The organism is Cellulomonas hominis (assembly GCF_901521055.1).
Lineage (GTDB): Bacteria > Actinomycetota > Actinomycetes > Actinomycetales > Cellulomonadaceae > Cellulomonas > Cellulomonas endometrii.
In genome coordinates, this window is record NZ_CABEGA010000018.1 from 131,993 (window position 1) to 155,782 (window position 23,790).

Consider the following 23,790-nt stretch of genomic DNA (forward strand, 5'->3'; position numbering starts at 1 on the left):
CTCACAGCCGGGTGCTCCCGGCACGGCAGGAGGCGCGCATGGCGGACCAGGTCAGGACGTCGGCCCCCGACGCGCGGCCGGAGGTGCCCCCCACCACGGGCAGCACCAGCCGCGTGCGCTCCCGCCTGGCCAGGTTCGGCCAGGGCCGAGGGCCGGGGCAGTCGCCCGTGATCGAGCCGCTGCTGCAGGCCGTCCGGACCAACCACCCCAAGGCCGACCTCAGCCTGATCGAGCGGGCCTACGTCACGGCCGAGCAGGCGCACCGCGGGCAGCTCCGCAAGAGCGGCGACCCGTACATCACGCACCCGGTGGCGGTCGCGACCATCCTGGCCGAGATGGGCATGACGCCCCCCACGCTCGCCGCCGCGCTGCTGCACGACACCGTCGAGGACACCTCGTACTCGCTGGAGCAGCTGCGCTCCGAGTACGGCCCCGAGATCGCGATGCTGGTCGACGGCGTCACCAAGCTGGACAAGGTGACGTACGGCGACGCGGCGCAGGCCGAGACGGTCCGCAAGATGGTGGTCGCGATGTCGCGCGACATCCGCGTGCTCGTCATCAAGCTCGCCGACCGCCTGCACAACGCGCGCACCTGGAAGTTCGTCCCGGCGGCGTCGGCGGAGAAGAAGGCCCGCGAGACGCTCGAGATCTACGCGCCGCTCGCGCACCGCCTCGGCATGAACACCATCAAGTGGGAGCTCGAGGACCTGTCGTTCTCGACGCTGTACCCGAAGGTCTACGACGAGATCGTGCACCTCGTCGCCGAGCGCGCGCCCGCCCGCGAGGAGTACCTGGCGATCGTCCGTGAGCAGGTCGGCGCTGACCTGCGGCAGTCGAAGATCAAGGCGACCGTCACGGGCCGCCCCAAGCACTACTACTCGATCTACCAGAAGATGATCGTGCGGGGCCGCGACTTCGCCGACATCTACGACCTGGTCGGCGTGCGCGTCCTGGTCGACACGGTGCGCGACTGCTACGCGGCGCTCGGTGCGCTGCACGCGCGGTGGAACCCGGTGCCCGGCCGGTTCAAGGACTACATCGCGATGCCCAAGTTCAACCTCTACCAGTCGCTGCACACGACGGTGATCGGGCCCGGCGGCAAGCCCGTCGAGATCCAGATCCGCACGCACGACATGCACCGGCGCGCGGAGTACGGCGTCGCGGCGCACTGGAAGTACAAGGAGAACGCCAAGAACGCCGGAACGGACGCCGACGGCAACGACATGGCGTGGCTGCGCCAGCTGGTCGACTGGCAGAAGGAGACGGCTGACCCCTCGGAGTTCCTGGACTCCCTGCGGTTCGAGATCGCCGACGGCGAGGTCTACGTCTTCACGCCGAAGGGCGACGTGATGGCGCTGCCCGCGGGGGCGACGCCCGTCGACTTCGCCTACGCCGTGCACACCGAGGTCGGGCACCGCACGATGGGCGCCCGGGTGAACGGCCGCCTGGTCCCGCTGGACTCGACGCTCGAGAACGGCGACGTCGTCGAGGTCTTCACGTCGAAGTCCGAGACGGCCGGTCCGTCCCGCGACTGGCTCGGCTTCGTCACGAGCCCCCGCGCGCGCAACAAGATCCGCCAGTGGTTCACCAAGGAGCGGCGCGAGGAGGCGATCGAGCACGGCAAGGACGCCATCGCCAAGGCGATGCGCAAGCAGAACCTGCCGATCCAGCGGCTGCTCTCGCACGAGTCCCTCGTCGCCCTCGCGAACGAGATGCGGTACGCCGACGTGTCGGCCCTCTACGCGGCGATCGGCGAGGGGCAGGTCTCCGCGGCGACCGTCGTGCAGCGCCTCGTGCACGCCATGGGCGGGGAGCCCGGCGCCGAGGAGGACATCGCCGAGGTCGCGCGCCCCGGGCAGACCGCGCGGCGGGTGCGCACCGGCGACCCGGGCGTCGTGGTCAAGGGCGTCGACGACATCTGGGTGAAGCTCGCCAAGTGCTGCACCCCGGTCCCGGGCGACGACATCGTCGGCTTCGTGACCCGTGGCCAGGGCGTCAGCGTGCACCGGTCGGACTGCATCAACGTCGGCTCCCTGCGCGAGCAGCCGGAGCGGATGGTCGACGTCGAGTGGAGCCAGGGGAGCACCGCCCTGTTCCTCGTGCAGATCCAGGTCGAGGCGCTCGACCGCAGCCGCCTGCTGTCCGACGTGACGCGCGTGCTGTCGGACCACCACGTCAACATCCTCTCCGCGTCGGTGTCGACGTCCCGCGACCGGGTCGCCATGTCGCGGTTCGTGTTCGAGATGGCCGAGCCGTCCCACCTGGCGTCGGTGCTGTCGGCGGTGCGGAAGGTCGAGGGCGTGTTCGACGTCTACCGCATCACCGGGGCGAAGGCCGCGGAGCAGCCCGTCGTCGACGCCTGACGCCGGAGGTCCGCCCGTCACGGGCGGACGCCCTGGAGCGGGCGGAGGTCCTGGAGCGCGCGGGCGGCCTGACGCACTCCGCGCCGGCCCGCTGCCGCCGCGACGTCCGACCGGACGCCGGCCAGGTCCAGCCCGGTGTCCCGGAGCCGCACGAGCAGCGGCAGGGCCACACCGGGCGGCTCGTCGGTCAGGAGGTCGCGTGCGGTCCGCCGCGGCGTCGTCACCCGCACGCCGGCCAGCACGACGACGTCACGGGCGGTGAGGTCGGCGGCCGACGTGGTGCGGTCCGGGTGCGGGGCCGGGACCCGGTCGCGGCGGGTGGCGACGACGTGCACGCGCGCCGGGGAGGGGCCCCCGAGGTGCACCCACGCCGCGGCCGCCCTCCCCACGGCGCACCGGGCGGGGACGAGCGGAGCCAGCGCGGCGGCGCGCAGCTGCGGGGTCGGGGCGACGCGCCGGGGGAGTCCGACGTCGTCCCGCAGGGCGACGAGGTGGCCCTCACGCAGCAGCACCTGCCACGCGATGTCGCCGACGTCGGCGCGCCGCACCAGGACCGAGGCGTGGCCGCGGCGCTCGGGGCCGTGGCGCGCGGGGCCGCGGGGCGCAGGGCCGCGGCGTGCAGGGCTGTCGTGCGGGGAGGGGTGGCTGCTCACCTCATGCAGGATGCCGGTCGCCCCGCGCCGTGGCGAGGGTCGACCGGCATCCTGTGGACGACGAGCGGGATGTCAGCCGCGCGAGTCCTGCGCGGCGCGCTGCACCTGCTCCAGCCAGGCGCGGCGGGCGTCCAGCGCGGCCTGCGCCTCGGCCACCCGGCGACTGTCGCCGCTGGCCTGCGCCTTGTCCAGGTCGGCCTGGAGCTGTGCGATCGCGCTCTCCAGCTGGGCGGCCGCCCCCTCGGCGCGGGCGCGCGTCTCCGGGTTGGTCCGGCGCCACTCGGCCTGGTCGGCGTCGCGGACCTTCGCCTCGACCGCGCGGAGCCGGCCCTCGACCCGCTGGATGTCCGCGCGCGGGACCTTGCCGGCGGCCTCCCACCGGTCCTGGATCGACCGCAGGGCGGCCTTCGCCTGGCCGAGGCCGCGCGACGGGTCGATGGCCTCGGCCTCGGCCAGCAGCGCCTCCTTGACCTCCAGGTTGCCCTGGTACTCCCGGTCGGTCGCGGCGTTCAGCTCGTCGCGGGCGTGGAAGAAGGCGTCCTGCGCGGCGCGGAACCGGGCCCACAGGGCGTCGTCGTCCGAGCGGCTCGCGCGGCCCGCCGACTTCCAGCGCGCCATGAGGTCGCGGTACGCGCCGGCCGTGGCACCCCAGTCGGTGCTCGTCTGCAGGCGCTCGGCCTCGCGGACGATCTCCTCCTTGGCGGCCTTCGCGCCGGCGTTGCGGGACTCGAGCTCGGCGAAGTAGTGCCGCCGTTCCCGGTCGAACGTGGTCCGGGCGTGGCTGAACCGCTTCCAGAGCGACTCCTCGGACGCGCGGTCGATGCGCGGGCCGGAGCGCTGCGCGTCCTTCCACTCGTCCAGCAGCGCGCGGAGCTGCTCGCCGGCGGGGCGCCACTGCATGCGGGAGGGGTCCGTGCCGGCGATCTTCTCGGCGCGCTCCACGATCTGCGTGCGGGACGCGAGAGCCGCCTGGCGGGCACTGGCGCGCTCCGCCTCGACCACCGCGCGGCGCTCGGCCGCGACGGCACGCAGACCCTCGAGCCGGGCGCGGAGCCCGTCCAGGTCACCGACGGCGGCGGGCTCGGCCGTCTCCTCGGCGAGCCGGGCCAGCGTCTGGTCGATCTCCTTGACCGCCAGGTCCGCGGCGGTCAGACGCGCCTCGAACAGGGCGACCTTCGCCTGCAGGTCCAGGAACCGGCGCACGTACAGCGCCAGGGCCTCGTCCGCGGTCGCGCCCGGGAACTGACCGACCGCGCGCTCGCCCGCCGCCTCGCGGACGTACACGGTGCCGTCCTCGTCCACGCGGCCGAACGCCGTGGCGGCCGCGGCCTCCGCGGAGTCGTCCGGGACCGGGACCACCGGGGCGACCGGTCCGGCCGGTGTGGCGGCGCTGTCGGCCCCCGCACCCGGCACGGGCCGGGGGCGGGCGCGCATGGCGCTGGGCAGCGGAGGGCGCGGGGCGGGCCGGGGCGCGGGGTGCGGGACGGCGGGCGCGGCGTCCTGCTCGGGCGCGGCGTCCTGCTCCGGCGCGGCCTCCTGCTCGGGCGCTGCCTCCTCGGACGCCGGCTCCTCGGCGGGCGACTCTTCGGCCACGGGCACGTCGTCGGAGGCGGGCTCCTCGACGGAGGCGGCCGCGTCGTCGGAGGCGCCCGCGTCCTCGGATGCGGCCTCATCGGCGGAGGCGGCCTCGGTCACGGGCTCCTCGGCAGGAGCGGCCTCGGCAGCGTCGGTCTCGGCCGCTGCCCCGTCCGTGCCGGTCGTCTCGGTGGGGACCGGGTCCGTGGCGACCTCGTCCGCGGGCGCCGTGGTGGGCGTCGGCGCGGCGACGGTGGCCTCGTCGCTGTCGTGCGAGCGCTGCTGCTCGTCGGGCGTCTCGGTCACTGGGTCTCCACTCCCTCGATGGTGACGGGGGTGGCGGGGGTGCCGTCGGAGGCACCTCCGGTCACGCCCGCGTCAGCGACTGCCTGCACCACGTCGAGGCCCGACGTGATGCGGCCGAACACGGTGTAGCCGCCGGCTTCGTCCGACGGGATGGTCGAGTCCTCGTAGACGAGGAAGAACTGGCTCCCCATCGACTCGGCGTTCCCGCCCTGCCGGGCCATGGCGATGGTGCCGGCGGGGTAGACGTCGTCGGCCGGCGCGTTCTCCACGGGGCCGAACGAGTACCCCGGGCTGCCGGTGCCGGTGGCCGTGGGGTCACCGCACTGCAGCACGTAGATGCCGGAGGTGACGAGCCGGTGGCAGTCGGTGTCGTCGAAGTACCCCTCCTGCGCGAGGGTGACGAAGTTCGCGACGGCCTGGGGCGCCGCGGCCCCGTCCAGCTCGACGCCGATCGCGCCCTGGCTGGTGGTGATGGTGCCGGTCCAGGTGCGGCCCTCGGCGAGCGCGGCGTCGGGCAGGACGCCGCCGTTGCCGGTGCGGGCGGCGGGGGTGGTCGCCGCGGTGCTCGGCGTCGGCGCGGCGTCCGCGGCGGGCTCGTCGTCACCGGTCAGCAGCAGCGCGGCGCTCACGCCGACGCCCAGCACCAGCACGCCGACGACCCCGCCGGCGATGACCTGCTGGCGGCGACGGCGCGCGCGCTTGGCGTTCAGGCGCTCCTGCCACTTCTCGTACCGGCGGCGCTCGTACTCGCGCTCGCGCTTGCTGGACGGCACGCACACTCCTCGGTCTCGTCGTCGGCGGGGACCGGCCCCCGCGTGGGGTCGCGGGAGCGCCAGGCTCCCGTGCCCGCCCGACAGTCTAGGCAGCCACGATGCCCTGGGCGCTCACGCACGCCGGGGTCCGCGGTTCCCCGGCGCGGCTAGCGTGGCGCCGTGCGCATCTTCGGCCTGACCGCCCCCGTGTTCGCGGCCACCTGCTACGTGGTCGCCGCCGACGACGGCACGTGCGTGGTGATCGACCCGGGCGGGGGTGTCGCGGAGGCCGTGACCCGCACCGTGACCGGGCACGGCCTGCGCGTCGCCGGCGTGCTGGCGACCCACGGGCACGCCGACCACGTCTGGGACGCGGGCCGGGTGGCCGCCGCGGCGGGGGTCCGCGTGCGCGTGCACGCGCGGGACGCCTACCGGCTGGCGGACCCGCTCGGGACGCTCGGGGCGGGGCCCGGCGGCGTGTCGTCCGGGCTGCGTGCGGCGGTGCGGGACGCGGGCCTCGACCCCGACGCGTTCGACGCGGGGGAGGTCGAGCCGTTCGGGGCGGGCGACGGCGCGCGGACGCCGGACGTCGAGCTGGTGCTCGGCGGGGTGCGGCTGCTCGCCCGGCACGCCCCGGGGCACACGGAGGGCTCCACGCTGTACCTGCTCGACGCCGGGGACGAGCAGGTGGCGTTCACGGGCGACGTGCTGTTCGCGGGCACGGTCGGCCGCACCGACCTGCCCGGTGGCGACCCGTCCGCGATGGCCGCGACGCTGCGCGAGGTGGTCGCCGCGCTGCCCCCGGGGACGCACGTGCTGCCCGGCCACGGGCCTGCCAGCCGCGTGGACGCGGAGCTGGCCACCAACCCGTACCTGGCAGGATGACGCGCATGGCACGTCCGACTCCTCTGTCCGGTTTCCCCGAGTGGCTCCCCGACGGCCGTGTGGTCGAGCAGCACGTCATCGACACGCTGCGGCGCACCTTCGAGCTGCACGGCTTCGCGGGCATCGAGACCCGCGCGGTCGAGCCGCTGGACCAGCTGCTCCGCAAGGGCGAGACCTCCAAGGAGGTGTACGTCCTGCGCCGCCTGCAGGAGGAGAAGGACGACACCGGGTCCGCCGCCGAGGCCGACCGCTCCGGTCAGCTCGGCCTGCACTTCGACCTCACCGTGCCGTTCGCGCGGTACGTGCTGGAGAACGCCGGCCACCTCGCGTTCCCGTTCCAGCGCTACCAGATCCAGAAGGTCTGGCGGGGCGAGCGGCCGCAGGACGGCCGGTTCCGCGAGTTCGTGCAGGCCGACATCGACGTCGTGGGCTCCGGCGACCTGCCGTACCACTACGAGGTCGACCTGCCGCTGGTGATGGCCGAGGCGCTCGGCGCGCTGCGGGAGATCGGCGTCCCGCCGGTGCGGATCCTGGTGAACAACCGCCGCGTCGCCGAGGGCTTCTACCGCGGGCTCGGGCTCATCGACGTCGACGCGGTGCTGCGCAGCATCGACAAGCTGGACAAGATCGGCCCGGACAGGGTGGCCGACCTGCTGGTGGCCGAGGCCGGCGCGACGCCGGAGCAGGCCCGGGCCTGCCTGGACCTCGCGGGGATCTCCGGCGGCGACGCGGGCGTGGTCGACCGCGTCCGGGAGCTCGCCGCCCGGCACGGCGTCGAGTCGGAGCTGATGGACCAGGGCCTGGCGGAGCTGCGGCAGCTCGTCGAGGCCGCGGCGGTGCGGGCCCCGGGCGTCGTCGTCGCCGACCTCAAGATCGCCCGCGGCCTCGACTACTACACGGGCTCGGTGTACGAGACGGTGCTCGTCGGCCACGAGCAGCTCGGCTCGATCTGCTCGGGCGGCCGCTACGACACCCTCGCCTCCGACGGCGCGCAGACCTACCCGGGTGTCGGCCTGTCCATCGGGGTGTCCCGGCTCGTGTCGCGGCTGCTGTCCGCCGGTCTGGTCCGGGCGACCCGGCCGGTGCCCGCCGCGGTTCTCGTGGCGGTCACGTCCGAGGAGAGCCGGACCGCGTCCGACGCGGTGGCCACGGCGCTGCGGGCCCGCGGCGTGCCCGTGGAGGTCGCGCCGACCGCGGCGAAGTTCGGCAAGCAGATCCGGCACGCCGACCGGCGGGGCATCCCGTTCGTCTGGTTCCCGGCCTCCGAGGACGGTGCGGCGGACCAGGTGAAGGACATCCGGTCCGGCGAGCAGGTCGACGCCGACGCCGCCGCGTGGGCGCCGCCGGCCGAGGACCTCTGGCCGCGCGTGGTGCCCGCGGAGGGCTGACCGGGCGGACTGGCCGAGCCCGCTCACCAGGCGGGCTGACCAGGCCGCTTGCCACGCGGTCGAACACGTGTTCGAATCGGTGCATGCGGTGGGACGGGCAGAAGGTCGCGGTCGAGGCCGCCGAGGCGCTGCCCGGGCTCGCGCTCGCCGGGCACCAGCGGTCCGTGCGGACGCCCGAGTTCGCCGGGGTCACGTTCCACGAGGTGCACGCGAAGTCGGCGCTGAACAAGGTGCCCGAGGCGTCCGCGATGCCGTTCCGGTGGACGGTGAACCCGATGCGGGGGTGCCTGCACGCGTGCACGTACTGCTTCGCCCGTCCGACGCACGAGTACCTCGGGCTCGGCCCCGGCGAGGACTTCCAGACGCAGATCGTGGTGAAGACGAACGTCGTCGACGTGCTGACCGCCGAGCTGCGCCGGCCGTCCTGGGGCCACGAGCACGTCGCGCTGGGCACCAACACCGACCCGTACCAGCGGGCCGAGGGCCGGTACGCCCTGATGCCTGGGATCATCGGGGCGCTGGCGCACTCGGGGACGCCGCTGTCGCTGCTGACCAAGGGCACGCTGCTGCGCCGGGACATCCCGCTGCTCACCCAGGCGGCCACCGAGGTCGGGGTGAGCGTCGCGGTGTCGCTGGCCATCGGCGACGAGGAGCTGCAGCAGGCGATGGAGCCGGGGACCCCCACCCCGCGGGCGCGCCTGGCGCTGGTCCGCGCGGTGCGCGACGCGGGGCTGGAGTGCGGCGTGCTGGTCGCCCCGGTGATGCCCTGGCTGACGGACTCCACGGCGCACCTCGACGGGCTCCTGCGCGACCTCGCGGAGGCGGGCGCGTCGTGGGTCACGGTCATCCCGCTGCACCTGCGCGGCCCCGTGCGGCCGCTCATGCTCGCGTGGCTCGCGGAGCACCGCCCGGAGCTCGTGGCGAAGTACCGGCGGCTGTACGGCAACGGCGCGTACGTCCCGGAGGAGTACCACCGCTGGTTGAAGGACCGGCTGCGGCCCCTGCGCCGCCGGTACGGGCTGTACGGGCCCGGGGCGGCGCCGGTCGAGAGCGCGCCCGTCTCCGCGTCGCCCTGGCGCGTGCGGCCGGCGGCCGAGCGCGAGACGCCCGCCGGTGCGCTGCCGGGGGTGGTGCAGCCGGCGCTGTTCTGAGCGGGCGCCGGCGGCGGGGTGGTGCGCAGTAGACTCGGCGGGCTGCTCCGAGCAGCGCCCCACCACCTGAGAGGACTCCTCGTGCTGCGCACCCACACCGCCGGCTCGCTGCGGGCCGAGCACATCGGCACCACCGTCACCCTGACCGGGTGGGTGGATCGCCGGCGCGATCACGGTGGGGTGGCGTTCGTCGACCTGCGGGACGCCTCGGGGATCGCCCAGGTCGTCATCCGGGACGAGGCCGTGGCGCACGGCCTGCGCGCCGAGTACGTGCTCCAGGTGACCGGTCAGGTCGGCCGCCGGCCCGAGGGCAACGAGAACGCGCACCTGGCCACCGGCGAGGTCGAGCTCGTCGCCGAGCAGGTCGTCGTGCTCAACGAGTCCGCGCCGCTGCCGTTCCAGGTGTCGTCGTCGCTCGACGAGCCCGTGGGCGAGGAGGCCCGGCTCCGCTACCGGTACCTCGACCTGCGCCGGCCCGCCCCCGCGCACGCCATGCGGCTGCGCTCGAAGGCCAGCCAGGCCGCCCGGCGGGTGCTCGACGCCCAGGACTTCGTCGAGGTCGAGACCCCGACCCTGACGCACTCGACGCCCGAGGGTGCGCGCGACTTCCTCGTGCCGGCCCGGCTCGCGCCCGGCTCCTGGTACGCGCTGCCGCAGTCGCCGCAGCTGTTCAAGCAGCTGCTCATGGTCGGCGGCCTGGAGCGCTACTACCAGCTCGCCCGCTGCTACCGCGACGAGGACTTCCGCGCCGACCGGCAGCCCGAGTTCACGCAGCTCGACGTCGAGATGTCCTTCGTGGACCAGGAGGACGTCATCGCGCTCGGCGAGCAGATCCTCGTCGCGCTGTGGGACCTCATCGGCTACACCGTGCCGACCCCCGTCCCGCGCATGACCTACGCCGAGGCGATGGCTCGGTACGGGACGGACAAGCCGGACCTGCGGTTCGGGCTCGAGCTGGTCGAGCTCACCTCGTTCTTCTCGGAGACGCCGTTCCGCGTGTTCCAGGCGCCCTACGTCGGGGCCGTCGTGCAGCCCGGCGGCGCGGCCACGCCGCGGCGGGGGTTCGACGCGTGGCAGGAGTGGGCGAAGCAGCGCGGCGCCAAGGGCCTGGCGTACGTGACGGTCGCCGAGGACGGCACGCTCGGGGGCCCCGTGGCCAAGAACATCTCCGAGGCGGAGCGCGACGGCCTCGTCGCGGCCGTCGGCGCGCAGCCGGGCGACGCCGTCTTCTTCGCCGCCGGCAAGCCCTCGGAGGCCCGCGCGCTGCTGGGCGCCGCCCGGCTCGAGATCGGCCGCCGCGGCGGGCTGATCGACGAGTCCGAGTGGGCGTTCGTGTGGGTGGTCGACGCCCCGCTGTTCAAGCCCACGGGCGAGGACGACGACGTGGCCGTCGGCGAGGGTGCCTGGACCGCCGTGCACCACGCGTTCACGTCGCCCACGCCCGAGTGGATCGACCGGTTCGAGGAGAACCCGGGCGAGGCCCTCGCGTACGCGTACGACATCGTCTGCAACGGCAACGAGATCGGCGGCGGGTCGATCCGTATCCACCGCCGCGACGTGCAGGAGCGCGTGTTCGCCGTCATGGGCATCGACGAGCAGGAGGCCCGCGAGAAGTTCGGCTGGCTGCTCGACGCGTTCCAGTTCGGCGCCCCGCCGCACGGCGGCATCGCGTTCGGCTGGGACCGCGTCGTGGCGCTGCTGACCGGCTCCGAGTCGATCCGCGACGTCATCGCGTTCCCGAAGTCCGGCGGCGGGTACGACCCGCTGACCGGCGCACCGGCCCCGATCACGGCGCAGCAGCGTCGCGAGGCCGGCGTGGACGCCAAGCCGAAGGCCCCCGCCGCGGCGGCGCCGGACGGTGCCGTGCAGCACGAGGCCCCGGCGGCGACCACCCCGGCGTGACGGGGGTCGTCGACCCGGCGACCACGTCGTCGCGCCGCGAGCCGGCGCTGCCGGCGGCGTGGGCGGACGACCCGTTCCTGCTCGAGCAGCGCCGGTGGTGGCGCCCCGAGCAGGTGCGGGTCTCCGGCGACGCCCTGCTGCTGATCCAGCGGGACGTGGGCACGGCGGGCGCTCCGGGAGATCACGGGGCACCTCGTCCCACGATGCTGGCGGCGCTCGGTCCCGCCGAGCCGGCGGCCGACCTCCTGCGGGAGCACGGCGACGCCTCGCACCGGTACGCGTGGGTGAGCACGGCCGCGCTCGGCCTGCTGCGCCCCGCGGAGGTGCAGCGGCTCGGACTGGTCCCGGCGCGCACGGGCTGGGAGTGGATGGTCACGGCGTCCGCGCCGCCGGCGCTCGCCGGGGAGGCGTGGGTGACCGAGCTCGACCCCGTGCGCGACGCGGAGGCGATCCGGGCGTGCCTCGCGGAGGCGAACCCGACGACCGACGCGGACCCGTCCGCGCCGGGCGAGCGGTGGTGGGGCTGCGCCGACCTGGACGGGGCACGGGCGGACTGCTCCGGCTCGCGCCCCGGCCCCTCGGGCGGCCACGTCCGGCTGACCGGCGTGATCGGGGCGAGCCCGCGCACCGGGCGCACGGACACCCGGCGTGCCGCGCACCTGCACGGGCTCGGCGTGCGGCCGGGGGAGCGCGGCCGGGGGCTCGGCGCCGCGCTCACCGCCGCGGCCGTGCGGGCGCTGCTCGCGGACGGCGCCGACTGGGTGTCGCTGGGCATGTGGGACGACAACGACGGGGCGCGCCGGGTCTACCACCGGCTCGGGCTGCGGACGCTGCACCGGCTGACGACCCTGCGGCGCCGCTGACACATCGCAGCGCCCGGTCCCGCGGGCCGTCCCCCCGGCCGAGGCCGTCCCCCCGGCCGCGGCCGCCGCGTCAGTGCGTGATCGCCAGGCGGTCGTAGACCCGGCGCAGCGGGGCCGGCGCCCACCAGTTCGCCTCGCCGAGGATCGTCATGGTGGCGGGCACCAGCAGCAGCCGGACCAGCGTCGCGTCGATGAGGACGGCGACCGCGAGCGAGAAGCCGACCTCCTTGATCACCAGCAGCTCGCCGGCCACGAACCCGGCGAACACCGCGATGATGATCGCCGCCGCCGAGGTGATCACCCGGCCGGACCGCTGCAGCCCGAGCCGCACGGCGTCGTCGTTCGGCACCCCGGCGTCGTGCAGCTCCTTGATGCGCGACAGCAGGAACACCTCGTAGTCCATCGCGAGCCCGAAGGCGAAGGCGATCACGAGCGCCACGACGTAGGTCTCGATGCCGCCGGTCGACTCGAAGCCGAGCAGCCCGGACAGGTGGCCGTCCTGGAACACCCAGACCAGCACGCCGAGCGACGCGCAGAGGGACACGAGGTTGGTCAGCAGCGCCTTGATCGGCACCAGCACCGACCCGGTCATGAGGAACAGCAGCGCGAGGGTCGCGACGGCGACGACGCCGAGCGCCCACGGCGCCCGGTCGACCAGCGCGTCGGTGAAGTCGATCTGGTTGGCCGCCTGACCCCCGACGTACGCGTCGAACGGCAGGTCGAGGTCCCGCAGCCCGTGCACGACGTCCTGGGCGGTCTGCCCGCCCGCGTCGGCGCTGTCCGGGCGCACCCCGATGACGACGACCGAGCCGCGCGCCGTGGGGGCGTCCACGGACGCGACGCCGTCGAGGGCCTCGATCTGCGGCAGCACCGCCTCGGCGTCCGCGACGCCGGTCTCGGCGACGACCTGGACGGACGGACTCGTCGAGGCGGGGTACTGGTCGGCGAGCAGCGCGACGAACTCGCGCTGCGGGCTGGACAGCGGGAGCAGCTCGGTCGTGGAGTTGCGCAGCTCGAGGTGCAGGAGCGGCGTCGCGAGCACCAGCAGCACCGCCAGCGACCCGCCCATCACCCACCACGGCCGGCGCTGCACCCGGGCCGCCAGGCGGGAGAAGGCGCCCTCCTCGGCCTGCACGTCGGCCGTGCGGGCCAGCACGCGCCGCAGCCCCGGCACGCGCGACAGCACGCTCGGGCCCGCCAGCCGGCGGCCGGTCCACACGAGGAGGGCCGGCACGAGCGTCAGGGCCGTCGCGACGGCGAACACGATCACCGCCACGGACCCGGCGCCGAACGCCCGCAGGATGTCCTGGCGGAACACCAGCAGGCCGGCGATCGAGACGCCGACGGTGAGCGCGGAGAACGCCACGGTGCGGCCCGCGGTTGCCATCGTGGCGACCAGCGCCGTCGTGACCGCGCCGTCGCCGCGGCGCCGGCGGGCCGACCGGCCGGCGTCGTCGCCGAGCGTGCGGCCGAGCTCCTCGCGGAACCGCGAGACGATCAGCAGCCCGTAGTCGATGGACAGGCCGAGCCCCAGGACCGTGACGACGTTGACGACGGAGGACTCGAGGTCGTCCATCAGGTACGACAGCGCGAGCAGGGAGCCGAGGCCGCCCGCGATGGACGCGACCGCCCCGACCAGGGGCATGGCCGCGGCGAGGAACCCGCCGAAGACCAGCACCATGATGAGCAGCGCCACCGGCAGCGCGACGGCCTCGCCCGTGGTGAGGTCCTGCTCCACCTGGTCGGTGATGGCCGACACGATGAGGGACGTCCCGCCGACCAGGCCGGTGGCGTCGGGCGCCACCTCCGCCAGCGCCCCGGGAACCGCCTCGAGGTGCCGCTCGACCTCGAGCAGCGCGTCCTCCTCCGCGTCGGCGGACAGCTCGGGCTCGAGCTCCGCGACCATCAGGAAGCCCTCGCCGTCCTGGGCGAGCAGCGGAGCCGCGGCGGGGTTCGCCGGGCCCTCGGGCAGCACGAACGGGTCGATCACCGAGACGACGCCGTCGACGGACGCGACGTCCTCGCGCGCCGGGGCGAGCGCCTCGGCCAGCCCCGGCGTCGCGGGGTCGACGCCCTGGACGACCAGGCTGAGCGACGCGCCCGACGTGCTCGTCTCGGCCAGCAGCTCGCTGGCGCGGGCGCTGTCGGAGCCGGGGACCAGCTGCTCGCCGGTCGTCAGGCGGTCGAAGAGGTTCTGCCCGCCCACGCCGACGAGGGCGAGCAGGAAGCACGCCACCGTGATGACGGCCCAGGCAGCGACCGTGCGGCGGGGGTGACGGGCGACGGCGCGACCCAGGCTCTCGAACACGCGGGTCAGCATCGCAGGCCGACCGGGGGCGGCGCATCACCGGCCCGGCCGGGCTGGGGACGACGCCCGGCGGCGCGGCGTGTGGGACGGCGTGCGTAGGCTCGCGGGCATGGATCTGTTCGACGCGGTGACCTCGACCGCGCAGGGGACCCCCGCGCCGTCGGCCGGGGCGCCGCTCGCGGTGCGGATGCGCCCGAGCAGCCTGGCGGAGGTCGCCGGGCAGGAGCACCTGCTGGTGCCGGGCTCCCCGCTGCGCCGGCTGGTCGAGCCGGGCGATCCGTCGACCCGCCGCGCGGCGCCGTCGTCCGTGGTGCTGTGGGGCCCGCCGGGCACGGGCAAGACGACGCTCGCGTACCTGGTCGCGACCACCTCCGGCCGCCGGTTCGTCGAGCTGTCGGCGGTCACCGCCGGCGTGAAGGACGTGCGGCAGGTGGTCGAGGACGCCCGGCGCCGGCTGGCGTCCGACGGGTCCGAGACGGTCCTGTTCATCGACGAGGTCCACCGGTTCACCAAGGCCCAGCAGGACGCGCTGCTGCCGAGCGTGGAGAACCGCTGGGTCACGCTGGTGGCCGCGACGACCGAGAACCCGAGCTTCTCGGTCAACTCGCCGCTGCTGTCCCGCTCCCTGCTGCTCACGCTCAAGCCGCTCGACACCGAGGACGTGCGGGCGCTCGTGCGGCGGGCGGTCGAGGACGAGCGGGGCCTGGGCGGCGCCGTCCGGCTGACCGAGGACGCGGAGGACCACCTGCTGCGGCTGGCGGGCGGCGACGCGCGCAAGGCGCTGACGATCCTGGAGGCGGCCGCCGGCGCGGCGCTGTCGGCCCGGTCGGAGCGCCTCGCCGACCCGGACGCGGAGCCGCCGGACCTGGACGAGCCGGCCGAGGTCGACCTCGCCACGACCGAGCGGGCGATCGACGTGGCCGCGGTCCGGTACGACCGCGACGGCGACCAGCACTACGACGTGATCAGCGCCTTCATCAAGTCGGTGCGTGGCTCGGACGTCGACGCGGCGCTGCACTACCTCGCCCGGATGATCGCGGCGGGGGAGGACCCGCGGTTCATCGCGCGGCGCATCGTCATCTCCGCCGCGGAGGACGTCGGCATGGCGGACCCCAGCGCCCTGCAGACGGCCGTGGCCGCCGCGCAGGCCGTGGCGCTCATCGGCATGCCGGAGGCGCGGATCATCCTGGCGGAGGCGGTGGTGCACCTCGCGACCGCCCCGAAGTCCAACGCGGCATACCTCGGCATCGACGCCGCCCTCGCCGACGTGCGCGCCGGGCGGCTCGGGTCGGTCCCCGCGCACCTGCGGGACGCGCACTACGCGGGGGCCAAGGCGCTCGGCCACGGCGCCGGCTACCGGTACGCGCACGACGAGCCGCACGGCATCGCGCCGCAGCAGTACCTCCCGGACGAGCTCGTGGGCAGCCGGTACTACACGCCGACCGACCGCGGGTACGAGCGCCAGGTCACCGAGCGGCTCGGTCGCATCCGCTCGGTGCTGGACCAGGCCCCGCCCCCGAGCGTGGGTTAGGCGAACCGACCGACGCCCGGTAGAGTTGTCCGGTCGTCCTCGACACGTGTCCTCCTGCGCCTGGCGCAGGGGCGTCCGTCGCGGGACGGCCACCTGGGGTCTTAGCCGCGCCAGGCGTCGTGCAGCTCACCGCCGCACGCCCGCCGTCGCACCGAGGTCGACCCCACGCCCGCCCGGAACCTCCGTGCGCGGGTGTGCCGTGAACTGAACGACAGGAAGAACATGAGCAACGTGACCCGCGCGCGTCGCCAGGTGCGCCTCTCGCGCGCCCTGGGCCTCGCGCTGACGCCCAAGGCCGTCAAGCACTTCGAGAAGCGCCCCTACCCGCCCGGCGAGCACGGCCGCGCCCGTCGCCGGACCGAGTCCGACTACGCGGTGCGTCTGCGCGAGAAGCAGCGTCTGCGTGCCCAGTACGCGCTGCGCGAGAAGCAGCTCGCCCGCGCCTACGAGGACGCCCGCAAGGCCCCGGGCCTGACCGGTGAGGCCCTGGTCGAGGACCTCGAGACCCGCCTGGACGCCCTCGTGCTCCGCGCCGGCTTCGCCCGCACCATCCTGCAGGCCCGCCAGGTCGTCGTGCACCGCCACGTGCTGGTCGACGGCAAGATCGTGGACCGTCCGTCCTTCCGCGTGAAGGAGGGCCAGACCCTGCAGATCAAGCCCAAGAGCCAGACCACGGTGCCGTTCCAGGTCGCCGCCGCCGGCGCGCACCGCGACGTGCTGCCGGCCCTCCCGGGCTACCTGGACGTCCAGCTCGAGAAGCTGAGCGCCGTCCTCGTGCGTCGCCCGAAGCGCGCCGAGATCCCCGTGACCTGCGAGGTCCAGCTGGTCGTCGAGTACTACGCCCGCTGATCGCACCACGCGAACCGCGCACGACCCGCGACGCCTCCGCACCGCCCGCACGGGCAGCGCGGGGGCGTCGCGGCGTTGGGGACGGCGCGGGGCGGGACCGCCCGGCCCGGTAGGGTGCCGGGGGACGTCGGACGCCACCGACCCGAGGAGAAGGGCTGGCCATGCTGGGAGACATCGCGGGGCTCGTCGCGGCCATCGCCTTCGTGCTGCTGGTCGGTGCGCTCGCCGTGCCGCTGGTGAAGCTCGGCCGGGTGCTGGACGAGACGCGCACCTCGGTCAAGGAGCTCACGGAGCACGCCGTGCCGATCCTCGACGAGGCCGCCACGACCGTGTCGTCCACGAACACCCAGCTGGAGCGCGTCGACGCCATCACGACGTCGGCCGCGCAGGTCACGCAGAACGTGTCCGCGCTGACGTCGCTGTTCGCGGCGACCGTCGGCGGCCCGATGATCAAGGTCGCGGCCTTCTCCTACGGCGTGCGCCGGGCGCTGTCCGGCCTGACCGGCCGCGGGCGGTCCGCGCGATGAGGCGGCTGTTCTGGGTCGGGGTCGGCGCGGCGGCTGCGGTCGCCGGTGCCCGCCGGCTCGGGCTGCTCGACGGCCTGACCGCCGACGCCGGTCACGGCGCGCACGCCGGTGCCGGGCGCTCGACGGCCGCGCAGGCCGCGCGCACCGCGTTCCGGGCCGGCGCGACGACCGCCGGGGCCGTCCGGTCCCTGTCGGACGCCCGGCGCGAGTTCTCCACGGCGATGGCGGAGCGCGAGCAGCAGCTCCGGCACGACCTGGTGGGCGACGTGGACGTGGACGCGATCCGCGCGGAGCGTGCCGAGCGGCGCGCGGCCGCCGGCGTCGCGTCGGACACCAGCGGTGCCGTCCCCCCGGCGTGGCACCGGGACCCCGAGGCCCGCGAGGCGACCCGCCGGTCCCGCGCCCGGCGCGGCTGGGCGGACGAGCCCACCGACGACCCGGACGACGGGGACGGCGACCTGCCGTACTCCTTCTACTGACCGAGCCCGCGGCCGCCCTAGGCTGCACCCCGGTCGCGCGCGCGGGAACACCGCCGCGGCGCGCGACGCTGAGCACGTTGACGGCGGGGGAGCGACCCCGCCCGTGAGATGACGAGGACACCATGCGCACCGCCGAGATCCGCCAGCGTTGGCTCGACTTCTTCGAGGCCCGCGGCCACGCCGTGGTGCCCTCGGCCCCGCTGATCTCGCCCGACCCGTCGACCCTGTTCGTCATCGCGGGCATGGTGCCGTTCATCCCGTACATGCTGGGCGAGCAGACCCCGCCGTGGCAGCGCGCGACCAGCGTGCAGAAGTGCGTGCGCACCCTCGACATCGAGGAGGTCGGCAAGACTACGCGGCACGGCACGTTCTTCCAGATGAACGGCAACTTCTCCTTCGGGGACTACTTCAAGGAGCAGGCGATCACCTACGCCTGGGAGCTGATCACCACGCCCCAGGACCAGGGCGGCTACGGCTTCGACCCCGACACGATCTGGGTGACCGTCTTCCACGACGACGACGAGGCCGCCGCGCTCTGGAAGAAGATCGCCGGTCTGCCGGACGAGCGCATCCAGCGCCGCGGCATGAAGGACAACTACTGGTCGACCGGCGCGCGCGGCCCGGCGGGCCCGTGCTCGGAGATCTACGTCGACCGCGGTCCCGAGTACGGCCTGGACGGCGGCCCGGTCGTCGACGAGGACCGCTACATCGAGATCTGGAACCTCGTCTTCATGCAGTACGAGCGCGGCGACGGGGGCGGCAAGGAGGACTTCCCGATCCTCGGCGAGCTCAAGCAGAAGAACATCGACACCGGCATGGGCCTGGAGCGCGTCGCGTTCCTGCTCCAGGGCGTCGACAACATGTACGAGATCGACGAGGTGTTCCCGGTCATCGAGGCCGCGCAGCGCCTGTCCGGCCGGACCTACGGCGCGAACCACGAGGACGACGTCCGGATGCGCGTCGTCGCGGACCACGTGCGCTCCGGCCTCATGCTCATGGGCGACGGCGTGACGCCGTCGAACGAGGGCCGTGGCTACGTGCTGCGCCGGCTGCTGCGCCGCGCCGTGCGGGCGATGCGCCTGCTGGGCGTCGAGGACCCGGCGCTCCCGACGCTGCTGCCGGTCTCGAAGGACGCGATGGCGCCGTCGTACCCGGAGCTCGCGCGCGACTTCGACCGCATCGCGCGGGTCGCGTACGCGGAGGAGGAGTCGTTCCGCCGCACGCTCGTCGCGGGCACGACGATCCTCGACCAGGCGGTGTCCGAGGCGAAGCAGTCGCCCGCCGGCCCGACGCCCGTCCTCACGGGTGACAAGGCGTTCCAGTTGCACGACACCTACGGCTTCCCGATCGACCTCACCCTCGAGATGGCGGCCGAGCAGGGCGTCTCCGTGGACGAGAAGGCGTTCCGCACGCTCATGCAGGCGCAGCGCGACCGCGCGCGCGCCGACGCGCTGGCGAAGCGGGCGGGGCGCGCGGACACCGCGGCCTACCACGACCTGCACGCGACGCTGAGCGGGTCCGGCGCGAAGCCGGTCGAGTTCGTCGGCTACGACCAGACCCAGTCGCGGTCGCGCGTCGTCGGGCTGCTGGTCGACGGCGTGCCCGCGCCGGCCGCGACCGCGCCGGCGGACGTCGAGGTCGTGCTGGACGTCACGCCGTTCTACGCCGAGATGGGTGGCCAGCTCGCCGACCACGGCACGATCGTGCTCGACGGCGGCGCGACGGTCGAGGTCGACGACGTGCAGGCGCCCATCAAGGGCCTGCCGGTGCACCGCGGCCGCCTGGTCGACGGCACGCTGACGCTCGACGAGCCGGGCGTGGCGACCATCGACACCGCGCGGCGCATCGCGATCAGCCGCGCGCACACCGCGACGCACATGGTGCACAAGGCGATTCGCGAGTCCCTCGGCGACACCGCGACGCAGGCCGGCTCGGAGAACGCACCGAGCCGCGTGCGGTTCGACTTCCGCACCGGCCAGGCCGTCCCCGCGGGCGTGCTGTCCGAGGTCGAGGAGCGGGTGAACACGCGCCTGCAGGAGAACCTCGACGTCACCGACGCGGTCATGCCGATCGCCGAGGCCCGCGCGCTCGGCGCGATGGCGCTGTTCGGCGAGAAGTACGGCGACCAGGTGCGCGTCGTGTCGATCGGCGGCGACTGGTCCCGCGAGCTCTGCGGCGGCACCCACGTGCGCCGCTCCGGCGAGCTCGGGCTGGTCACGCTGCTCGGCGAGTCGTCGATCGGCTCCGGGGTCCGCCGCGTCGACGCGCTGGTCGGCGACGGGGCGTACGGGTTCCACGCGAAGGAGCACGCGCTGGTGGGGCAGCTGTCCGGCCTGCTCGGCGCGCGCCCCGACGAGCTGTCCGACCGGGTGTCGTCCCTGATGACGCGGCTCAAGGAGTCCGAGAAGGAGCTCGCGTCGCTGCGCGCGGCCCAGGTCCTGGCGGCGGCGGGTTCGCTCGCGGCGTCCGCGCAGGACGTCGCGGGCACCCGCGTGGTCGCGCACGACGCCGGCGAGGTCGGCGCGGCAGACGACCTGCGGACCCTCGTGCTCGACGTGCGCAGCCGGCTCGGGGAGTCCGCGCCGGCGGTCGTGGCCGTCGGCGGCGTCGCGAAGGGCCGCCCCGTGGTGGTCGTCGCGACGAACGCCGCGGCCCGCGAGAAGGGCGTGCGCGCCGGTGCGCTGGTCAAGACCGCGTCCGGCGTGCTCGGCGGCGGCGGTGGCGGCAAGGACGACCTCGCCCAGGGCGGTGGGACCGACGCCGCGCGGCTGCCGGAGGCCCTCGCCGGGGTCCGCGACGCGATCGGGGCGGGCGCCTGAGCCCCGGCACCGGGCCGTCCTCGGACGCGCCCGGCACGCCGCAGGACCCCGACGCCGTGGTCCGCGGCGCGCGCCTGGCGGTGGACGTCGGCTCGGTGCGCGTCGGGCTCGCGTCGAGCGACCCCGACGGGCTGGTCGCCACGCCGGTCGCGACGCTGGCCCGGGACAACCGGCCGCCGGCACCCGGCGCGCTGCCGACGGACGTCGCGCAGATCGTCGCGGAGGTGGCCGAGCGCTCGGTCGCTGCGGTGTACGTGGGGCTGCCCCGGCACCTCTCCGGGGCGGAAGGCGCTGCATCACAGGCCGCGCGCGCGTACGCTGGGTCGCTGGCGCACGCTGTCGCACCGGTCCCGGTGCGGCTCGTGGATGAGCGGATGAGCACGGTGACCGCCCATCAGGCGCTGCACGCGTCCGGCAGGTCCGGGCGCCGCCACCGTGCGGTCGTCGACCAGGCGGCCGCGGTGGTGATCCTGCAGGCCGCGCTGGACGGAGAGCGTTCCACGGGCCGCCGGCCCGGCGAGCGGGTCACGGCGACCCGTCCTCAGGACGCCGACGTCCGGCGCGAGGGGGCCCTGGAGGACGCAGGACCGGCAGCACCAACCGAAGGGACGAGCGAGTGAGCGACCTCTTCCTCGGGGCGCCGCAGCAGGAGCACGGAGAGGCGCCCCCGCCCTCCCGCCGTTCCCGCCGCGTCAGCACCGAGCAGCGGGCCAAGGAGCGCAAGCAGCGACGCCGGCGCTCCGTCGTCGTGCTCGTGCTGGCCGTCGCGCTCGTCGGCGGCGCCGCGTTCGTCGTGTGGTCCGTCGTCGGGAACGTGTTCACCGGCGGCGGCTCCGACGAGCAGACCGTCGAGGACTTCCCCGGTCCCGGCAGCGGCGAGGTGCAGGTCACGGTCGCGGCCGGCGACACCGGCGGCGCCATCGGCCAGACGCTCGAGGAGGCCGGGGTCGTGGCCACGGCGGCGGCGTTCACCGACGCGTACGCCACCAACCCCGCCGCGACCGGCATCCAGCCCGGGACGTACTCGCTGCTGCTCGAGATGAAGGCGAGCGACGCCGTGAACGCGCTGCTCGACCAGGCGAACCGCGTGTCGTCCCGCGTCACCATCCCCGAGGGCTACACGGCCGCGCAGATCTACCAGCGCCTGTACGAGATCACGACGATCCCCGTCGAGGACCTCCAGGCCGCCGCGGCCGACCCGGCCGCCATCGGCCTGCCCGCCGAGGCGAACGGCAACGTCGAGGGCTGGCTGTTCCCGGCGACCTACGAGATCGAGCCCGGGTCGTCCGCGACCAGCGTGCTCGCGCAGATGGTCGCCCGGACCACCGAGATCCTGACGACCCGCGGCGTGCCGCAGGACCAGTGGGAGACCGTGCTGAACAAGGCGTCGATCATCGAGCGCGAGGGCAAGCTCGACGAGGACCGGCCGAAGATCGCGCGCGCGATCGAGAACCGGCTCGACATCGCCATGCCGCTCCAGATCGACGCGGTCGTCGCGTACGGCCTCGGGAAGTCCGGCACGGAGCTGACGTACGCCGACACGCGCGACGCGGTGCCGCCGTACAACCCGTACAACACCTACAAGGTCTCCGGGCTGCCGCCGACGCCCATCGCCTCCCCGGGCGAGGCCTCGATCGACGCGGTGCTCAACCCGGCCCAGGGCCCGTGGCTCTTCTGGGTCACGGTGAACCCCGAGACGGGCGAGACCAAGTTCGCCGAGACGTTCGCCGAGCACCAGACCTACGTGCAGGAGCTGCGCGACTGGGAGGCGGCGAACGGGTGAGCGTCGCCGCACGGCGCGCGGCGGTGCTCGGGCACCCGGTCGCGCACTCCCTGTCGCCGCGCCTGCACCGGGCGGCGTACGCGGAGCTCGGGCTCGCCGGCTGGTCGTACGACGCGGTCGACGTCACCGAGGAGCAGCTGCCGGCGTTCGTCGAGGCGCTCGACGGCACGTGGGCGGGGCTCAGCCTGACCATGCCGCTCAAGCAGACGGTGCTGCCGCTGCTCGACCACGTGGAGCCGCTGGCCGAGGTGGTCGGCGCGGTCAACACGGTGCTCGTGCAGGCCGGTCGCGGGCGGCCGGTGCTGACCGGGGCGAACACCGACGTGCACGGCGTGGTGGCGGCGCTGTCGGAGGGGCTGGCCGAGGGGTCGGGGGAGACGGGCGGGCAGACCGGGCCGCGGACGGCCGTCGTCCTCGGCGCCGGCGCCACCGCGGCGTCCACCCTCGCGGCCCTCGCCGAGCTGGGGTGCACGTCGCCCACGGTGCACGTGCGGTCGCTGGGGCGGACCGGGGGTCTCGCGCGCGCCGCGCACCGCATGGGCGTCGAGCCCGTGTTCCGGCCGCTGTCCGAGGCGCACGAGGCGATGACCCGGGCCGACCTGGTCGTCTCCACGCTGCCTCCGCGGGCCGCGGACGACCTCGCGGCGGCGGTCCACGACGGCGGGCCGGGCCCGCGCCCCGGCGCGGTGCTGCTCGACGTGGCGTACGACCCGCGGCCCACGGCGCTGTCGGTGGCGTGGGCCGCCCGGGGCGGCGTCGCGGTTCCGGGGGAGCGGATGCTCCTGCACCAGGCCGTCGAGCAGGTGCGGCTGATGACCGGGCGCCCCGGGCCGCTCGCGGCGATGGACGCGGCGCTCGCGGCGGCGCTCGACGCCGCCTGACGCCCGGGTCAGAGGAGCGCCGCAGCGGCGCGCGCCCGGGCCCAGATGACGAAGTGCTCGGCCTGCTCGCGGTGCGCCGGGTGCGTCCACCCGAGCAGCGCCTCGGCCAGCAGGTCGTCCAGCGCGGCGCTCGGCCCCTCGTCGCAGAGCAGCGCGGCCTCCGCCCGCGCCCGGTGCGGACCGGGCTCGCCCGACCGGAGCCGCCCCAGCAGGCGGTCGCGGTCGAGCAGCTGCTCGAGCAGCGGCCAGCCCGTCTCCTCGAGACGTCGCACGATGTCGGCCGCGACGTCCCGCGCCTGGTCCGGGTGCTCGATGTCCCACCAGACGTCGACCCCCGGCGCGGCGCCGGTCGGGTGCAGGCGCTCCCGCACGAGCCCGTAGGCCTCGTGCGGCGCCCGGGGGACCGGCGTGCCGTAGCTCGCGGCGCACCAGTCCAGCCACGGGCCCGGGATCAGCGACAGGTTGACCACGCACGGCAGCAGCTCGCCGGTGCTGAACTGCGACGACTGCACGTTCACGACGGCCCAGTCGCCCCGGGAGCTCACCTTCCGCCAGTTCGGCGCGGTCCCGCGGTACCCGTGCGCCCGCGCCGACGGGCCGACGAGGTCGCGGAGGGCCGTGCGGAGCGCCCGCTGCAGGGTCGGCTGCTCGCCGTCGCGGGGCGTCCCGGCTGCGGAGGGAGGTGTCGCGTCAGGTCGCACGCGCCGACTGTGCCCGGTCCGGGCGGCCGGTGAGGGGAGAAAGGCGTCGATTCACCCGCCAGGACGCCGTCGCC

Annotated in this window: 19 protein-coding genes; 14 read left to right on the plus strand and 5 right to left on the minus strand. The window is 75.2% G+C overall.

The annotated features are described in order from the left end of the window. Nucleotides 1-38: 38 nt before the first annotated feature. Complete coding sequence (locus KJP73_RS04925; RefSeq protein ID WP_213281668.1) at nt 39-2,363, plus strand: RelA/SpoT family protein; 2,325 nt, start codon at nt 39-41, stop codon at nt 2,361-2,363. A 17-nt stretch (nt 2,364-2,380) separates the two neighbouring features. On the opposite strand, the gene KJP73_RS04930 is transcribed toward KJP73_RS04925, so the two are convergent. From KJP73_RS04930 to KJP73_RS04940, 3 genes are all read right to left on the minus strand, one after another. Then, a complete protein-coding gene (locus KJP73_RS04930) occupies nt 2,381-3,016 on the minus strand; it encodes a hypothetical protein (protein ID WP_213281669.1) in 636 nt (211 codons plus the stop codon). Nucleotides 3,017-3,088: 72 nt separating this feature from the next. Next, nucleotides 3,089-4,897 (minus strand): DUF349 domain-containing protein, encoded by a 1,809-nt coding sequence (locus tag KJP73_RS04935; RefSeq protein WP_213281670.1) that lies wholly within the window; start codon nt 4,895-4,897, stop codon nt 3,089-3,091. Next, a complete protein-coding gene (locus KJP73_RS04940) occupies nt 4,894-5,670 on the minus strand; it encodes a peptidylprolyl isomerase (protein ID WP_213281671.1) in 777 nt (258 codons plus the stop codon). Before KJP73_RS04940 ends, KJP73_RS04935 begins: the two co-directional genes overlap by 4 nt. Nucleotides 5,671-5,829: 159 nt before the next feature. On the opposite strand from KJP73_RS04940, the gene KJP73_RS04945 reads away from it, so the two are divergent. From KJP73_RS04945 to KJP73_RS04965, 5 genes are all read left to right on the plus strand, one after another. Beyond that, on the plus strand, nt 5,830-6,534 hold the full coding sequence (locus KJP73_RS04945; protein WP_213281672.1) for an MBL fold metallo-hydrolase: 705 nt from the start codon (nt 5,830-5,832) through the stop codon (nt 6,532-6,534). A 5-nt stretch (nt 6,535-6,539) separates the two neighbouring features. Further along, on the plus strand, nt 6,540-7,922 hold the full coding sequence (gene hisS, locus KJP73_RS04950; RefSeq protein WP_213281673.1) for a histidine--tRNA ligase: 1,383 nt from the start codon (nt 6,540-6,542) through the stop codon (nt 7,920-7,922). Between the two features lie 83 nt (nt 7,923-8,005). Continuing rightward, nucleotides 8,006-9,073 (plus strand): Rv2578c family radical SAM protein, encoded by a 1,068-nt coding sequence (locus KJP73_RS04955; RefSeq protein ID WP_213281674.1) that lies wholly within the window; start codon nt 8,006-8,008, stop codon nt 9,071-9,073. Between the two features lie 81 nt (nt 9,074-9,154). Further along, nucleotides 9,155-10,975, plus strand: a complete 1,821-nt coding sequence (gene aspS, locus KJP73_RS04960) for an aspartate--tRNA ligase (protein WP_213281675.1) — start codon at nt 9,155-9,157, stop codon at nt 10,973-10,975. Beyond that, entirely contained in the window at nt 10,972-11,838 is an 867-nt protein-coding gene (locus KJP73_RS04965) for a GNAT family N-acetyltransferase (RefSeq protein ID WP_213281676.1), read from the plus strand. The genes aspS and KJP73_RS04965 overlap by 4 nt, the downstream gene beginning before the upstream one ends. Nucleotides 11,839-11,908: 70 nt before the next feature. Here the strand turns inward: KJP73_RS04965 and KJP73_RS04970 are convergent, their stop codons facing one another. Then, on the minus strand, nt 11,909-14,146 hold the full coding sequence (locus KJP73_RS04970) for an MMPL family transporter (RefSeq protein ID WP_349628284.1): 2,238 nt from the start codon (nt 14,144-14,146) through the stop codon (nt 11,909-11,911). 109 nt (nt 14,147-14,255) lie between these two features. Between KJP73_RS04970 and KJP73_RS04975 the strand changes: the two genes are divergently transcribed. From KJP73_RS04975 to KJP73_RS05010, 8 genes are all read left to right on the plus strand, one after another. After that, nucleotides 14,256-15,677, plus strand: a complete 1,422-nt coding sequence (locus KJP73_RS04975) for a replication-associated recombination protein A (protein ID WP_213281678.1) — start codon at nt 14,256-14,258, stop codon at nt 15,675-15,677. Between the two features lie 222 nt (nt 15,678-15,899). Then, nucleotides 15,900-16,526, plus strand: a complete 627-nt coding sequence (rpsD, locus tag KJP73_RS04980; RefSeq protein WP_213281679.1) for a 30S ribosomal protein S4 — start codon at nt 15,900-15,902, stop codon at nt 16,524-16,526. Nucleotides 16,527-16,687: 161 nt separating this feature from the next. After that, on the plus strand, nt 16,688-17,053 hold the full coding sequence (locus KJP73_RS04985; protein ID WP_213281680.1) for a DUF948 domain-containing protein: 366 nt from the start codon (nt 16,688-16,690) through the stop codon (nt 17,051-17,053). Next, complete coding sequence (locus KJP73_RS04990) at nt 17,050-17,532, plus strand: hypothetical protein (protein ID WP_213281681.1); 483 nt, start codon at nt 17,050-17,052, stop codon at nt 17,530-17,532. The genes KJP73_RS04985 and KJP73_RS04990 overlap by 4 nt, the downstream gene beginning before the upstream one ends. Nucleotides 17,533-17,654: 122 nt before the next feature. Then, nucleotides 17,655-20,351, plus strand: coding sequence for an alanine--tRNA ligase (gene alaS / locus KJP73_RS04995; RefSeq protein WP_213281682.1), 2,697 nt, complete (start codon nt 17,655-17,657; stop codon nt 20,349-20,351). Nucleotides 20,352-20,407: 56 nt separating this feature from the next. Next, nucleotides 20,408-20,971: a Holliday junction resolvase RuvX gene (gene ruvX, locus KJP73_RS05000; protein WP_249669107.1), complete on the plus strand. Its 564-nt coding sequence runs from the start codon at nt 20,408-20,410 to the stop codon at nt 20,969-20,971. Further along, entirely contained in the window at nt 20,968-22,134 is a 1,167-nt protein-coding gene (gene mltG / locus KJP73_RS05005; RefSeq protein ID WP_213281683.1) for an endolytic transglycosylase MltG, read from the plus strand. The genes ruvX and mltG overlap by 4 nt, the downstream gene beginning before the upstream one ends. Next, nucleotides 22,131-23,015 carry a shikimate dehydrogenase gene (locus KJP73_RS05010; RefSeq protein ID WP_213281684.1) on the plus strand — a complete coding sequence of 295 codons (885 nt, stop codon included), beginning with the start codon at nt 22,131-22,133 and terminating at the stop codon, nt 23,013-23,015. The genes mltG and KJP73_RS05010 overlap by 4 nt, the downstream gene beginning before the upstream one ends. Nucleotides 23,016-23,023: 8 nt before the next feature. Here the strand turns inward: KJP73_RS05010 and KJP73_RS05015 are convergent, their stop codons facing one another. Then, nucleotides 23,024-23,716, minus strand: coding sequence for a DUF4304 domain-containing protein (locus KJP73_RS05015; RefSeq protein ID WP_213281685.1), 693 nt, complete (start codon nt 23,714-23,716; stop codon nt 23,024-23,026). Between the last annotated feature and the right edge of the window lie 74 nt (nt 23,717-23,790).

Excerpts from the sequence above, each read along its gene's own strand:
- hisS (WP_213281673.1), top strand. The coding sequence starts at position 6,540 with ATGGCACGTCCGACTCCTCTGTCCGGTTTCCCCGAGTGGCTCCCCGAC.
- KJP73_RS04990 (WP_213281681.1), top strand. The coding sequence starts at position 17,050 with ATGAGGCGGCTGTTCTGGGTCGGGGTCGGCGCGGCGGCTGCGGTCGCC.
- KJP73_RS04985 (WP_213281680.1), top strand. The coding sequence starts at position 16,688 with ATGCTGGGAGACATCGCGGGGCTCGTCGCGGCCATCGCCTTCGTGCTG.
- alaS (WP_213281682.1), top strand. The coding sequence starts at position 17,655 with ATGCGCACCGCCGAGATCCGCCAGCGTTGGCTCGACTTCTTCGAGGCC.
- rpsD (WP_213281679.1), top strand. The coding sequence starts at position 15,900 with ATGAGCAACGTGACCCGCGCGCGTCGCCAGGTGCGCCTCTCGCGCGCC.
- KJP73_RS04925 (WP_213281668.1), top strand. The coding sequence starts at position 39 with ATGGCGGACCAGGTCAGGACGTCGGCCCCCGACGCGCGGCCGGAGGTG.
- KJP73_RS04955 (WP_213281674.1), top strand. The coding sequence starts at position 8,006 with ATGCGGTGGGACGGGCAGAAGGTCGCGGTCGAGGCCGCCGAGGCGCTG.
- KJP73_RS04975 (WP_213281678.1), top strand. The coding sequence starts at position 14,256 with ATGGATCTGTTCGACGCGGTGACCTCGACCGCGCAGGGGACCCCCGCG.